At 68.7% G+C, this 14,384-nt stretch carries 12 protein-coding genes; 7 read left to right on the top strand and 5 right to left on the bottom strand.

The window, feature by feature from the left end; all coding sequences use genetic code 11:
- Window positions 1-16: 16 nt before the first annotated feature.
- On the bottom strand, window positions 17-1,441 hold the full coding sequence (locus ACGFIF_RS34240) for a S8 family serine peptidase (RefSeq protein ID WP_393160242.1): 1,425 nt from the start codon (window positions 1,439-1,441) through the stop codon (window positions 17-19).
- A gap of 277 nt (window positions 1,442-1,718) precedes the next feature.
- Here ACGFIF_RS34240 and ACGFIF_RS34235 point away from each other — a divergent pair, with 277 nt between their 5' ends.
- The 5 genes from ACGFIF_RS34235 (at window position 1,719) to ACGFIF_RS34215 (ending at window position 6,177) form a co-directional block, all read left to right on the top strand.
- Window positions 1,719-2,453 carry a GntR family transcriptional regulator gene (locus ACGFIF_RS34235; RefSeq protein ID WP_393160241.1) on the top strand — a complete coding sequence of 245 codons (735 nt, stop codon included), beginning with the start codon at window positions 1,719-1,721 and terminating at the stop codon, window positions 2,451-2,453.
- Window positions 2,450-3,766, top strand: coding sequence for a nitrate/nitrite transporter (locus tag ACGFIF_RS34230; RefSeq protein ID WP_393160240.1), 1,317 nt, complete (start codon window positions 2,450-2,452; stop codon window positions 3,764-3,766). The genes ACGFIF_RS34235 and ACGFIF_RS34230 overlap by 4 nt, the downstream gene beginning before the upstream one ends.
- 99 nt (window positions 3,767-3,865) lie before the next feature.
- Entirely contained in the window at window positions 3,866-4,855 is a 990-nt protein-coding gene (locus tag ACGFIF_RS34225) for an ATP-binding cassette domain-containing protein (RefSeq protein ID WP_393160239.1), read from the top strand.
- Window positions 4,852-5,667 carry an ABC transporter permease gene (locus tag ACGFIF_RS34220; protein ID WP_393160238.1) on the top strand — a complete coding sequence of 272 codons (816 nt, stop codon included), beginning with the start codon at window positions 4,852-4,854 and terminating at the stop codon, window positions 5,665-5,667. The genes ACGFIF_RS34225 and ACGFIF_RS34220 overlap by 4 nt, the downstream gene beginning before the upstream one ends.
- A gap of 66 nt (window positions 5,668-5,733) precedes the next feature.
- Window positions 5,734-6,177, top strand: a complete 444-nt coding sequence (locus ACGFIF_RS34215; protein ID WP_393160237.1) for a VOC family protein — start codon at window positions 5,734-5,736, stop codon at window positions 6,175-6,177.
- 1 nt (window position 6,178) lies between these two features.
- On the opposite strand, the gene ACGFIF_RS34210 is transcribed toward ACGFIF_RS34215, so the two are convergent.
- Window positions 6,179-7,528: a serine hydrolase domain-containing protein gene (locus ACGFIF_RS34210; RefSeq protein ID WP_393160236.1), complete on the bottom strand. Its 1,350-nt coding sequence runs from the start codon at window positions 7,526-7,528 to the stop codon at window positions 6,179-6,181.
- Between the two features lie 73 nt (window positions 7,529-7,601).
- On the opposite strand from ACGFIF_RS34210, the gene ACGFIF_RS34205 reads away from it, so the two are divergent.
- Complete coding sequence (locus tag ACGFIF_RS34205) at window positions 7,602-10,847, top strand: BTAD domain-containing putative transcriptional regulator (protein WP_393160235.1); 3,246 nt, start codon at window positions 7,602-7,604, stop codon at window positions 10,845-10,847.
- Here the strand turns inward: ACGFIF_RS34205 and ACGFIF_RS34200 are convergent.
- The 3 genes from ACGFIF_RS34200 to ACGFIF_RS34190 all read right to left on the bottom strand — a co-directional run bounded on the left by ACGFIF_RS34200 (window position 10,834) and on the right by ACGFIF_RS34190 (window position 12,631).
- Window positions 10,834-11,460, bottom strand: coding sequence for a TetR/AcrR family transcriptional regulator (locus tag ACGFIF_RS34200; RefSeq protein ID WP_393160234.1), 627 nt, complete (start codon window positions 11,458-11,460; stop codon window positions 10,834-10,836). The two genes, ACGFIF_RS34205 and ACGFIF_RS34200, sit on opposite strands and share 14 nt — an antisense overlap.
- A 137-nt stretch (window positions 11,461-11,597) precedes the next feature.
- A complete protein-coding gene (locus ACGFIF_RS34195) occupies window positions 11,598-12,098 on the bottom strand; it encodes a DinB family protein (RefSeq protein ID WP_393160233.1) in 501 nt (166 codons plus the stop codon).
- On the bottom strand, window positions 12,095-12,631 hold the full coding sequence (locus tag ACGFIF_RS34190) for a DinB family protein (RefSeq protein WP_393160232.1): 537 nt from the start codon (window positions 12,629-12,631) through the stop codon (window positions 12,095-12,097). The genes ACGFIF_RS34195 and ACGFIF_RS34190 overlap by 4 nt, the downstream gene beginning before the upstream one ends.
- 282 nt (window positions 12,632-12,913) lie before the next feature.
- Between ACGFIF_RS34190 and ACGFIF_RS34185 the strand changes: the two genes are divergently transcribed.
- The gene (locus ACGFIF_RS34185; RefSeq protein ID WP_393160231.1) at window positions 12,914-13,609 is read left to right on the top strand and encodes a DUF433 domain-containing protein; all 696 of its coding nucleotides are present in this window, start codon (window positions 12,914-12,916) and stop codon (window positions 13,607-13,609) included.
- Window positions 13,610-14,384 lie beyond the last annotated feature (775 nt).

Below are 14,384 nucleotides of genomic sequence, written 5' to 3'. Positions count from 1 at the left end.
CCTCTCAGTCAGGGGGTCAGCGCTGGACCGCGTCGAGGGCGTCGGCGTTGCCTTCGCCGAAGAAGGAGTTGTTCGCCGTCGTTCCGGTGCAACGGGCGTCCGGGGTGGTCGGGCAGGCGACATCGTCGGCCTGCGCGCGGAGCGCCGCCTCCAGTTGGCGCGGCCCCCACCACGGGTGGACGGACTTCATCAGTGCGGCGACACCGGCGACGTGCGGCGACGCCATCGACGTGCCACTCGAGAGGCCGTAGTTGTTGTTCGGCAGCGTCGACAGAATGCGCCGGCCCGGTGCGGCCACGTCGATCTTGTTCAGCCCGAAGTTGGAGAAGCTGCTCCTCGCGCCGCCCTGGTCGGTGCTCGCGACAGTGATCACGCCCGGCAGCTCGGTCGGCATGTCCAGGCAGTCGTTGTTGATGGTCCGCGTCACCGGCGTCGTGTCGTTCGGGCTGTTCGAGTCCGTGGTCTTGTTGGCCAGGTCGTAGTTCGAGTTGCCGGCGGCGGCGACGGACAGTACGCCGCGATGTGTCGCGTAGTCGACGGCACGTCGTACCGCTTCCTGCACGGCGCCCTGGTCACCGTTGTCCTTGCACCAGAACTCGAACGGGTCGATGAAGTAGCTGTGGTTGGTGACGTCCATGTGGTGCTGCGCGGCCCAGACGAAGCCGCAGATCGCGTACTCCGGGTAGATGAAGCCGTCGTCGTTCACGACCTTCACCGAGGCGATCCGGACGCCGGGAGCCACACCGACGATGCCGATGCCGTTGCGGGCCGCCGCGACGGTCCCGGCGACGTGCGTGCCGTGCGAGCTCGTGGTCGGCCGCCAGGCACCGTCGGTCTGGTCCGGTACGCCGTTGTCGACGCAGCTGACCGAGTTGGCCTTGTCGAAGTTCGGCGCGAGGTCCGGGTGGGCGTCGTCGACACCGCTGTCGTTGATACCGACCAGGACCTTGCGGGAGCCGTCGGTGACCGCGTGCGCCTGGTCGGCCTTGATCTGGGTCATGTCCCACTGCTCGCCCTCGCGCGGATCCGGCACGGGCGCCGCCTCCACCACACCGAGCGACTTCAGCCCGGAAGCAGCCGGGCCCTCGCTGACCGCGGCCGTGCGGGTCGCGCCGACGGACTGCACCTCACGCCCGTAGCGACCGGCGCGGACAGCGGTCCGGAAGTCCGGGTTGGTCGACTGCGCGACCACTACGCCGAGCTGGGAGTACGACTGGAGCACGATGCCGCCGGCAGCGGTCACCGCCTGCTCGACCTTGCGGACGTGTCCGGGCGAGGCCTTGCTGTTGACCACATAGTTCATCAGCGGCCCAGGCGCGGCCGCCGAACTGGTGTCGGTGGCCGGTGCGGCGTTCGCCGTGGCGGCACCGAGTGTCGTCAGGACCAGACCGGCGGCGGCCAGGCCTGCGGTCAGCCGGTGGGTGCGGGAGCGTCGGATCACGCTTTGACTCCTCCAGGGCGGGGGCCGGGTAGGCCCAAGAGCTTGGTAACCCGAGACTCTAGGCCGGTTTCCGGACCGGCGTGATTCTTCATCCACAAGACAGGGGAAACCCTCCTCCGGTCACTACCCTCGGTCCGCTTGTTCACAGGGAGTTGCCCACATCTGTGGATTGCCCTGTGGATAACTGGTGGACAAGGTGGGGACGGACGGTGGATTGGCTGTGTGTGTAGGATAGATACAACAGAGATACGAGTCGTATGGGTGAGGGGTTTCAGTGGTGAGCGGGGTGCCGGAGCAAGGGCCGGCCAGAGCAGATGTCCAGTTGGGGGACGAGACCGCGGAGATCGCCCGGGTGGTGGTCGAGGCGGCGCCGGGGGTGGAGAAGATCCCGGCCGCCGAGCGCGTGTACGCCTACGTGAAGGCCGCGATCCTGGAGCGGACGTATCCGGGCGGCGAGCTGCTCACCGAGGGTGAGCTGGCCACGGCCGTCGGAGTGTCCCGCACCCCGGTGCGTGAGGCACTGCTCCGGCTGGAGGAGTCCGGCCTGGTGAAGCTGTACCCGAAGAAGGGTGCGCTCGTCCTGCCGGTGCTGCCGCAGGAGATCGACGACGTCCTCGAGGCCCGCGAGCTGATCGAGACGCACGCGGCCGCCAAGGTGTGGCCGCGGCGCAAGCAGCTGGTCGAGACGCTCACCCAGCGCGTCGAGGAGATGCGCGCGCACCGCCAGGCCGGTGACGCGAAGACGTTCCTGGAGGCGGACCGCGCCTTCCACGAGGCGATCGTCGGTGCCGCCGGCAACGAGATCCTGGCCAAGCTCTACAACAGCCTGCGCGACCGCCAGGTCCGGATGGGTGTGCCGGGCATCGAGGTGCGGCCGGCCCGGATGGACAAGTCCATCGCCGCGCACCAGGAGATGATCGACGCACTCGACGGCAACAGCGTCAAGCGCTTCCGCGAGCTGGTCGTCACGCACATCAACGAGGCCGCGACGGATCTGCGGAGTACGCGTTGACCGAACTCCTCTTCCCCCTGGGCGGACGTCGCGCCTGGGCGGTGTGGCTCACTGCTGTCTTCACCTACCTGGTGACCGTGCTGCACCGCGGTTCGATGAGTGTGGCCGGTCTGCAGGCCGCTGAGCGCTTCGACATCTCCGCATCCGCGCTGGCCAGCTTCACCGTCGTACAGCTGACCGTGTACGCCGCCATGCAGGTGCCGGTCGGCGTGCTGCTGGACAGGTACGGCTCCAAGCGGCTGCTGATCGCTGCGTCCGGTCTGCTGTTCGTAGCGCAGTCTGCGTTCAGTCTGGTCGACTCTTACCCGGCTGCCCTCGCTGCACGTGCCGTGCTCGGTGTTGGTGACGCACTGGTGTTCATCAGCGTGCTGCGGGTCGTCATGTCCTGGTTCCCCGCGCTGCGGCAGCCGGTGATGTCGCAGGCCACCGGGATGCTCGGTGGTGTTGGTGCGATCATCTCGACCGTGCCGATGGCGGCCGCGTTCCACGCCTTCGGCTGGACCGGCACCTTCGCCGGTGCCAGTGTGCTCAGTCTGCTGACCGGCATCGCCGTACTGTTCCTGATCAAGGACACGCCGTACGACGAGCCGCTGCGGCGGGCCAAGCAGTCGGTCAGCGAGGTGCGGAACAACCTGCGCCGCGCCTGGCGCGAGCCGGGCACTCGGCTCGGGCTCTGGACACACTTCACCACCAGCTTCTCCGGCGGCACGTTCGGTCTGCTGTGGGGCTACCCGTTCCTCGTCCAGGGGCAGGGGGTCGCTCCGACCACGGCCGCGGCGATGCTGATCCTGCCGGTGCTGGCAAGCCTCTGCTACGGACCTCTGGTCGGCCGGTACGCCGCTCGGTTCCCCTTCTACCGGTCCTGGATCGTGCTGGCTGTGATCGGCGGCTCGGTGCTGATGTGGACCGTCGTACTGCTCTGGCCCGGTCAGGCGCCGATGCCGGTGCTCCTGCTGCTGATAGTCGTACAAGCGGCCGGCGGGCCGGGGTCGATGCTCGGGCTGGACTACGCGCGGACGTTCAACCCCTCGACCCGGTTCGGTGCGGCCAACGGGATGGTCAACACCGGCGGCTTCATCGCCATGCTGATCTGCATCGGCATGGTCGGCATCCTGCTCGACGCGTCGTCGGGCGGTGCGCCGCAGACCCTCACCGACTTCAAGTGGGCGCTGGCCTTCCAGTACGTGCTGTGGGCGATCGGCACCCGCCAGATCCTCAAGTACCGGCGCAAGGCCCGTGGCAACCTGGCCCGCTACAACCCCGAGGCCTACCAAGCCCTCCTGGCCAACCAAGTCGTCCCGCTGAAAGGCTGACGCCAGCGGCCTGGCACGTGCTGACAGCCGAGTGCCAGGCCGGTGCCAGTACGTCGCTGCACGGTAATCCCAGTGAAGTGAGTCCACTGGGAGGAACCGATGTCCACAACGAACCAGGTCGCCATCGAGGCAGTTGGTCTGGTCAAGAAATATGGCAACACCACCGCCCTGGCCGGTGTCGACCTGAGTGTGCCGACCGGCACGGTACTCGGCGTTCTCGGCCCGAACGGTGCCGGCAAGACCACCGCGGTCCGCATCCTCGGCACCCTGCTCCGCCCGGACGGCGGGCACGCCACGGTCGGCGGGTACGACGTCGTCCGCGACGCCGGCAAGGTGCGCGAGATCATCGGCCTGACCGGGCAGTACGCCTCGGTCGACGAGGACATGTCCGGCCGCCGGAACCTGATCATGATCGGCCGGCTGCTCGGGTACTCGCGGGAGCACGCCCGGGCCAAGGCGGATCAGTTGCTGGAGCGGTTCGAGCTCACCGACGCCGGTGAGCGGATCGCCAAGACGTACTCCGGCGGTATGCGCCGGCGCCTGGACCTCGCGGCCAGCCTGGTCGGCGACCCGAGCATCCTCTACCTCGACGAGCCCACCACCGGTCTCGACCCACACGCCCGCAACGGCGTCTGGGAGACGATCCGCAACCTGGTGCTCGACGGGACCACGGTGCTGCTCACCACGCAGTACCTGGAGGAGGCCGATGCGCTGGCCGACTCGATCATGGTGTTCGACAAGGGCCGGGTGGTCGCCTCCGGGCGGCCGGCCGAGCTCAAGGCGCAGGCCGGCAAGCAGTCGCTGGACGTCCGCCCGTCCGAGCCGGCGCACCTCGAACGCGTCGCCGCGATCGTTGCCGAGGCCGTCGGCGTACGCCCGAGTGTCGACGTGGTGAACACGTTGGTCAGCGCACCGGTCAGCGACGGTACGCCGATGCCGGTGGTCGTCCGCCGCCTCGACGAGGAGGGGATCGCCGTCACCGAACTGTCCCTGCGGCTGCCCAGCCTGGACGAGGTGTTCCTCGCCCTGACCGGGCACACCGCCGAAGAGAAGAAGCAGGACGCAGTCCTGGAAGGAGTGGGTCGATGACCACCGCAACTCTTGACCGCCCGGCCCACGCGGGCCGCCGGACCCGGCCGTTCGCCTGGGTCGAGCAGAGCCTGACGCTTGCCTGGCGCAACATCGTCCGGATTCGGCAGAACCCGGAAGCGCTGGCGGACGTGACGTTCCAGCCGATCATCTTCCTGGTGCTGTTCCTGTTCGTGTTCGGCGGCGCGATCGCCCAGGGCGGGACCTGGCGCGACTACCTGCCGTACCTGCTGCCGGGGCTGTTGGTGCAGACCGTGGTGTTCTCCACGATGGGCACCGGGGTGGCGCTGAACGACGACTTCGCCAAGGGAGTCTTCGACCGGTTCCGCAGCCTGCCGATCGCGCGGATAGCACCGCTGATCGGTGCCGTCCTCGGCGACGCGGTCCGGTACTCGCTGTCGATCGTGATCCTGATGGGGACCGGGTTCGCGCTCGGGTTCCGGTTCCAGAACGGGGTCGGCTACGGCCTGCTCGCGCTGGTGATCGTGCTGCTGTTCGCGCTGGCGATGTGCTGGATCTGGGTCTGGCTCGGGCTGAAGCTGCGTACCGCCCAGGGTGTCCAGGGCATCGCGTTCCTGGTGATGTTCCCGCTCACCTTCGGCAGCAACGTGTTCGTCCAGACCGACACCCTGCCGGGTTTCCTGCAGGCGTTCGTGAACGTGAACCCGGTCAAGTATCTGGTCGACACGATGCGCGGGCTGATGCTCGGCGGCGACATCCAGAAGCCGTTGCTGATCACCCTCGCCTGGATGGTCGGCCTGGTCGCGGTCTTCGCCCCACTGGCGATCCGCGCCTACCGCCGCCGTACCTGATCAACGGGAAAGGGGCCGGGGATCTCCCCGGCCCCTTTGTCCATGCTGTCCGTCAGAGTGGGCACCATGACGACGAAGTGGACGATGACGATCGACTGCACGGACCCAGCCCTGCTCGCTCGCTTCTGGTGTACGGCGCTCGGCTACGAGGAAGCCGGTCCACCAAAGGGCTGGGACACCTGGGAGGCGTTCCTCCGGGACCAGAACGTCCCCGAGGACGAGTGGAACGACGGCGCCAGCCTCGCCGACCCGAACGGCGTCCTCCCCGCCATCTCCCTCCTCAAGGTCCCCGAGCCTCGCACGATGAAGAACCGCCTCCACCTGGACCTCCAGGTCAGCGGCGGCCGCGCCGAACCGCAAGCGCTCCGCGAACAACGCATCCGCGCCTTCGCCGACACCCTGATCGCCGCCGGCGCCACCGTCGTCCACGAGGTCACCAAGGACGCCAGCCCCGACCTCGACCACCTCTGGATGGCAGACCCCGAAGGCAACGACTTCTGCGTCGTCTGAGTCAGCGCAGGTGTTCGCCGAAGGCCAGGGGGTCGCGGGTGCACAGGTAGGTTGCCCAGTGCAACTTCACCGGGACGCCGTCGGGGGTGCGGGTGATGCGGAGGAGCTCGCCGGTCTCGCGGCCGGAGACGGTGCGGTACAGGTCGTCGGACACGCGCTCGAAGACCGCCGGTGCGAGGTGTTCGGCGGCAGCCGGCGACTTGGCCTGGAGGGCGCCGTTCTGGACGGTGAAGACGAACGGGGAGCCCTCGGTGAACCAGGTGCCGAGGACGGCTTCGAGCTCGGCCGGGACCGGGGTACCCGGGACCCAGGGCTCGGCCGGGAGCGGGTCGTCCTCGAGGACCTTGATGATGAGGTCGGTGGCCAGCAGGCCCGGCGCCCCGGCGGAGGTGGAGTTCTGCAGCGCGATCCCCGCCGTACCCGAGGGCCGGTGGACGAAGGTCGACGTGATGTGGCCCGGCATGCCGCCGTCGTGGCCGACGAAGACGCGGTCGCCGCGCCGCAGCAGCATGAAGCCGAGACCGAAGGCGAGTTGCCAGCGGTCCATGTCGGCCATGATCTGGACCTGGCACATCTCGTCCAGGGTGTCCTTCGACAGCACCTCGTCGACCGGGTCGGCGACGAACATCGCCCACTTCGCCAGGTCCGCCGCCGTACTCGCGAGACCGCCGCAGGCGGCCATCGAGCCGATGTCGAACAACTGCTCCCGCACCGGTACGTCGGAGAACGGCGGCACGTAGTACCCGGTAGCGGTCGGTCCGCCGTCCATGCCGACCGTCGTCCGGCGCATCTCCAGCGGATCGAGGATGCGGGCCTTGATCGCGTCGTACCAGGACCGTCCGTCGAGCCGGGCGACGATCTCGCCGAGCATCGAGAAGACCAGGTTCGAGTAGTGGAACCGGTGATGCGGCTTGCCGATCCGCTCCGCCTCGTTCCAGCCGGCCACCAGCTCGGAGCGGTCCGGGAACTTCATCACGTCCCAGACGTCGCCGACCGGTTCGCGCTGCATACCGCTGGCGTGGCTGAGCATCTGCCGCACGGTGAGGCCCTCGTGCTTGCTCTCCGGGATCAGCTGCTCGACCGTGTCGTCGAGGCTGAGCTTGCCCTCGTCGCGCAGCGCCATGATCGCCACCGCCGTCAGAGTCTTGCTCTGCGAGGCGATCAGGAACTGCGAGTCCGCGGTCGGCGGTACGCCGGGAACCTCCAGATCGGCCGAGCCGACACCGGTCGACCAGGCCAGCGACCCGGCGCGGGCGACGGCGCCCACCACTCCGGGGACGCGCGCCTTGGCCTGACGTTCGGCGACGATGCGGGTGAGTGCGGTCTGCGTCGGTGCGGCGATGTCGGTCACGACTGCCGACCTTAGGTCAAGACGATGACAAAAGGCACGGGTTTTGGACGGGGCGATGTGCGAGGCTGGACCGGTGCGCATAGCGGTGCTTGGGCCTCTCGCGATGTGGGCGGCCGACGGGACTCCGCTGGACGCCCGGGGCGTCCGGCTGCGCGGACTGCTCGCCAGACTCGCGTTGAGCGCGGGCCGGCCGGTGAGTGTCGAGACCCTGGTCGACGGTCTGTGGGGCAGTGAGGCCCCGAGTGCGAACGCTCTGCAGTCCCTCGTCTCCCGCCTGCGCGCCACCCTCCCGGCCACCGAGTCGAGCATCTCGGTCCAGTCCGGACCGGCCGGCTACACGCTGACCATCGGCCCGGACTGTGTCGACGCTCTCCAGTTCGAGGAGCTGGTACGGCGGGGACGCGGGCTGATCGGCTCCGATCCGGAGAAGGCGTGGACGCTCCTCACCCAGGCCGACAAGCTGTGGCGCGGCGACGCCCTCGCCGACCTCCGGGACCTGCCGTTCGCCGCCATCGAGGCCGATCGCCTGGCCGAGCTCCGGCTCGCCGCGACGGAGCACCTCGCCGAGGCCGCGGTCGGCTGCGGTCACGCCCGCGAGCTCATCGCCGAGCTCGAACGCCTCGCCGCCGTACACCCACTTCGCGAGCGACTGCACGAGCTCCTGATCAGAGCCCTGCACGCCGACGGTCGCCAAGCCGAGGCGTTGACCGCGTACGAGCGTGTTCGCGGCACTCTCGCCGACGAGCTCGGTGCGGATCCGGGATCCCGCCTGCGTGATCTGCATGTCGCCGTACTGCGGGGTGACTCGGTGGATCCGCCGGCGGCCACGACCGTCGTAACGGCGCCGGCCGCTCCGATGCCGCGGAGCAACCTGCGTGCCCCGCTGACCAGCTTCGTCGGGCGGCGGGAAGACGTGACCGAGCTGGCGCGGCTGCTGAGCAACGGGACTCGCCTGGTGACGATGGTCGGTCCGGGCGGCGCCGGGAAGACCAGGCTGGCGACCGAGACCGGACGGTCGCTGGTGGAGCAGAGCGGCGACGGGATCTGGTTCGTCGAGCTCGCACCACTCGGTGACGCGGCCGATGTGGCGCCCGCGGTGCTGTCGGCGCTGGGCGCGAGTGAGTACGTCGGCCTGCCGCCGACGACGATCGCCAAGCACTTCCCGACTAGCCGGGCCGCGACCGAACGGCTGGTCGAGGTGATCGCGGACCGCCGGGTCCTGATCGTCCTCGACAACTGCGAGCACCTGGTCCAGGAGGTCGCCGGCCTGGTCGACTCGCTGCTCGCGGCCTGCCCGCGGCTCCGGGTGCTGACGACCAGCCGCGAGCCGTTGAGCATTCCCGGCGAGCACCTGCATCCGGTCGGCCCGCTGGGGTTGCCGCCCGAGGACAGCATCGACGACGGGTACCCGGCGATGCAGCTGTTCGTCGACCGGGCGCGCGCCGTACGACCGGACTTCAAGCTCACCGAGGCCAACCGCGATGCGGTCGCCGAGATCTGCCGGCGACTGGACGGCATGCCGCTGGCGATCGAGCTGGCGGCAGCGCGGCTGCGGGCGCTCACGCCGTTGCAGATCGTCGACCGGCTGGCGGACCGGTTCCGCTTGCTGACCAGCGGCTCGCGCACCGCGTTGCCCCGACATCAGACGTTGCGCGCGGTCGTGGAGTGGAGCTGGGAGCTGCTCGATCCGGAGGAGCAGGCGGTCGCCCGGCGGCTGTCGCTGTTCTCCGGCGGCGCCACGCTGGAAGCCGCTGAGCAGGTCTGCAGTGACGACAACCTTCCGTCCGAGTCGGTGCTCGGCGTACTCGCGTCTCTTGTCGACAAATCGCTCGTCGAGGCCGCGGCGGACGACCGGTCGGTGCGCTACCGCATGCTCGAGACGGTCCGGGCGTACGGCGCTGAGCAGCTCAAGGAATCGGGTGAGTACGAGCACTTCCGGCACGCGCACACGATGTACTTCAGCCGGCTGCTCCGGCAGGCGCGGCCGAAGCTGCGCACCGGTGAGCAGATCCAGTGGATCGCCCGGCTGACCGCGGACAACGAGAACCTGCTCGACGCCCTGCGTACGGCGATCGACACCGGCTCGGCCCGGACGGCGGTGCAACTCGTCTCGGTGCTCGGTGAGTACTGGAACATGAGCGGCCGCCCCGCCGAGGCTGTCGGCTGGATGCAGGCGGCGCTCGCAGTACCGGGGCCGAGCACGCCGCTCGACCGGGCCTCGTCGCTGATGCTGCTCTCGCTCGGCAGGTTGTCGAGCGGCGACGACCCGAGCGAAAGCTTCGCCCGCGCGGCCCGCGGACTGGCAGAGGTCCGCTGGCTGAGCCGGCGTCATCCGCAGGTGGCGGAGTCCGGCGTCGGACTGTTCACGAACGCGGTCTGGGCGGCGATCCGGCGGGACAAGGCCACGTGCTTCCGCGAGCTCCAGACCGCCCGCGAGCACCCCGATCCGTGGGTCCGGAACCTCGGCGTACTGATGACCGCGATGTTCCGCGAGAACGAGGGCGAAGTCGAGGAGATGGCGGCCGACCTGGCTGTCGCGATCGACGGCTTCCGGACGATCGGCGACCGCTGGGGTACGTCGATGGCACTGCGCGGACTGTCCAGCTACCAGGCCAATCTGGGCGACCACGAGGGCGCGGTGACCTCCTTGGAGGAGGCTCTCGGCCTGCTCGAGCAGCTCGGCACGACCGAGGGCCTGCCGCAGTTGCTCGGCGGGTGCGCGATCAGCCGGATCGAGCTGGGCGACTTCGACGGCGCCCGCGCCGACCTGCAACGGGCGCTGCAGCTGTCCGAGGAGACTGGGTCACGCGACGGCCAGGCGATGGCAAACATGGGACTGGCGAGGATCGCCCTCCGGTCCGGCCGGCTCGACGAGGCGAAGGAACTGGCCGAGCTGGCGTACTCGATGCTCGACCTCAGAGCCGAGCGGATGGCGCCGCACGGTCAGGCGATGATGTTGGGCCACCTGAGCCGGGTGAGCGTCGCCCGGGGCGAGCTCGACGAGGCGGTCGGCCAGATCCGGCAGGCGATGGAGCTCGGCCTGAGCACCGAGGACATGCCGCTCGCCTCCGTCATCGTCGAGGCCGCGGCGGACGTCGACCTGCTGTCCGGCGATGCCGAGTTGGCCACCCGGACACTCGGACTCGCAGCGGCCATGCGCGGAATGCGCAGTGTTCCGGACGCCGACGTCCGCAAGACCTACGAGCGGCTGCGCGACGTGCTGGGTGAGGACGCGTTCGAGACGGCGTACGGCGCTGGTGCGATGCTGACCCGGGACGAGGCGATCGCCGAGCTGCGCAAGCGGTTCAGCTCGTCATGAGCTGGACGGCCAGCTCACGCAAGGCCTGCTGCACGGACTCTTCGGGCGGCCGCGGATCGGCCAGCATCCAGTCGTAGACGACGGTGTTCACCGCGCCGAAGAAGCACAGCCCGAGGAACCGGAAGTCCTTGGTCTTGATCTCGCCGCGCTCGACCGCGGTGTCGCCGAGGTCCTTGACACTGGAGATCAGCAACTCCCGGAACGCGATCCGCTGCTCCTCGACCGCCGGACTGGTCCCGACCACTTCGACGAACGAGATCCGGGCCCGGCGCAGGTCCGCCATGATCGTGTGCAGGTAGCTGTCGACCGCCGCCTCGATCCGCTCCCGCACCGGCCGGTCGGCGGTCCGGCGCAGCGCGTCTCCGGTGCTGCGGACGCCCAGCTCGATCACCTGCGCGTGCACCGCGAGCAACACGGCTTCCTTGTTCTGGAACTCGTGGTAGAAGTGCCGGGTGGACACTTTCGCCTGTGTACACAGGCGTTCCACCGACGTCGCCGGATAGCCCTCGGTCCCGAACAACTCGAGCGCGGCAGCCAGCAACCGTTCGCGCCGCGCAGCCTTCCACTCCTCGACTGACCGCCCGGAATAACGGCGTACGGAGGGTTCCCTCATCACACCTCTTGTCGCTACCCCGTGCCAGATGCCGGACATCCTATCCATCACTCGGCGACACTGTCGCCGGGTCTTTCCACCGTCTTTACACACCGGACGATCTCCGCGTCGCGAAGACCGTCCGGTGCCGGTGAAGCTCAGTCGCCGGTGGCTCCGTCGAGGAGTTCCCGGATGATGTCGAGGTGGCCCAGGTGGCGGGCGGTCTCCTCGATCATGTGACAGAGGATGTAGCGCAGCGAGGCCGCGCCGGCGTCCCGGACGACCCCGCGTTCCACGTCGTCGAGGGAGAACCCGGCGATGATCTCGTTCGACCTGGCGCACTCGGCGTCGTACTCGTCGAGGAGTTGGGCCAGTGGAACGTCGTCGACGAACATCTCGGCGTCGATATGCCCACCCTCGGTCCACGGGGTCTGACCGGTGTCGGGGACGCCGGCCAGGTTGAAGTGGAACCACGAGTACTCGACCCAGCGCAGATGGGCGACCAGACCAGCCACGGTCGTGAGCGGCGAGGTGGGCAGCAACTTGCGGTGGGCATCGATCTCGCTGAGCCCTTCGCATTTCGGCCGGATCAGCGAGCGTTGGTGGTCGAGCCAGCCGATCAACTGGGTCCGCTCGTCGGCGGTCAACGGCGGCCTCATGCGGGATCCTCCATGCGTTCGTAGCCGGTCCTGCCGTCGAGGATCTCCCGGATGATGTCCAGGTGACCGACATGGCGCGCGGTCTCCTCGATCATGTGGCAGAGGACATAGCGCAGTGAGGCCGCTTCACCTTCGGCGGCGTACGGTCCCTGCTCGACGACATCGAGCGGCAACGGCGCGATCGTCTCGTTGGATCGGGCGCATTCGGCGTCGTACTCGTCGAGCAGTTGGGCCAGGGGTACGTCGTCGACGAACATCTCCGCGTCCGGATGCCCACCCTCGGTCCACGGGGTCTGACCGGTGTCCGGGACGCCGATCAGGTTGAGCTGGAACCACGCGTACTCGTTCCAGCGCAGATGCGCCACCAGACCCGCCATCGTCATCAGCGGCGAGGTCGGCAGAACCTTGCGGTGGGCATCTTCTTCGGAGAGTCCAACGCACTTCATCCGGACGAAGGAACGTTGCAGGTCAAGCCATCCGGTCAGCTGGGTGCGCTCGTCGGCGGTCAGCGGTGGACGGTGTACTTCGGTCATCTCTCAAGCTCCTGTACATACTGGAGCCACCCGGTCTCAGCCGCGGGTACGGCGGACGGGCAGCACGACTGTCGGACTCGACATCGCGCTCACCTCCTCTCCGCCGCCGGGGTGTCGATCTACCCGGCATCCAGAACCCTACACGCACAACGCCGACCGGACTGCCGATTTTGCGACCCTCGGAATGGCATGCTCGTGGTCAGCACAGCTCTACTCCCAGCACAGCTCTACTCCCAGCCCGGCGTGCTGCCGGCGCGCCCGCACCGCGCGAAGAGGTGAGACGTGGATCCACGGTTCGACCTGCCGTTGTACACACGTGCCGACGTAGCCCTTCACCTGGGGCTACCCGCCACCACGCTCGGCGATTGGCTCCGATCCGGTGCGCTCGAGTCCGGCACCGGTGGCCGCGGCGAACCGACCATCACCTTCGCCGGCTTGGTCGAGACCCACATGCTCCGGCAGTTGCGGTCCGCCGGCCTCTCACTACAAGCGATCGGCGAAGCCGCGGTTGCACTGCGATCCCGAGCCGGCCGGCACTACCCGCTCGCCTGGTCCGGGCTGGCGCATGACGGTCGCGACCTCCTCGTCGAGATCGCCGCCGAGGGCCGCGAGCAAGGCTGGGAACGCATCCGCGACAGCCAAGGCGGCCTCCCCGGCGTACTGCGCCGCGGTTCAGCCGCAATCGGCTGGTCCGACGACGGCTACGCCGCCACCCTCCGCCTCGTCATCTACCACGACATCGACGTGATCGTGGACCCCGCCCGCGCCTCCGGCCAACCCCTCGTCGAGGGCTCCGACGTACGGGTCGAAGACGTCGTCGACCGGGTGCGCTCCGGCATGCCGTACCGCGAACTAGCCGCCAAGTTCGGCCTCGAAGACTACGAGGTAGAAGCCCTGGTCCGCCCCCACATCCGCCCCGCGGCGTTCCGGCGTACCCGCAACTCCCACCGCCAATCCGAAGCCTTACTCCACGACTAACCTGAACGACCCTGCAGCCAGCTACGCGCGCTCGTACGTCGCGTGCTCGCCCGCCAGCCCCACCCACCCGTCTGCGCGGCTTATCGCCGCTGACCTGCGTGCTTTCGCCCCCACCTCAACCACCGCCGCGCAACCCACCATGCGCCAGCGGGACCGCGGACCTGGCCGCCCACCCGCGTCGACCCCACCCTGGCGACCCGGCGAACCCCGCCCTGGGCGAGGAATAGCCGTCTGAGTCGGTGGAGCCATCACTGATCGGCCGTCTGTGTGAGCAGCGTTCGCGTCTGCGCTCCGTGGCGCCAGCCGGGTGCCCGAAGACACGTTCGTGGGCGCCGATCTCGTCCGGTTGGCTAACGATCAGCACGGAGGTGAAGAGTTCCACCACCACGAGAGTTTGTCGTCGAGGGCTCCTGGTCACCGCGGTGAATGATCTGGTGCCGCTTCATCCGGCCAGCGATCACCTCAGCCGTGCCGCGCCTCACCGATCCCCGGGGCGCCCTCAGCTAACCGGACACCCACGCGCGGTCCGACACGCCTACCACTTCAAGCCCCTGCGCGTGTGTGACGTTTCCCCTTGTGGATAAGGGATCCAGCAGACCCAGCGAGTTGGGATGAACCCGCGGACTGACCTAAGATAGAACACATGTTCGAAGGAGACCTCACCACGCTGTCGACCGCCGTGTGATGTCTCAGGACATAGGTGACAGTTCTGCATCAGGACATCGGTGACACTCGATGTGTCAGGACATCGGTGACGATTCAGGGGTCTTGGCGT

It is taken from the genome of Kribbella sp. NPDC049174 (genome assembly GCF_043197365.1).
In the GTDB taxonomy this organism is placed as follows: Bacteria; Actinomycetota; Actinomycetes; order Propionibacteriales; family Kribbellaceae; genus Kribbella.
The sequence above is the reverse complement of the archived record's forward strand: the minus strand, read 5'-3'. Positions and strand labels throughout refer to the sequence as shown.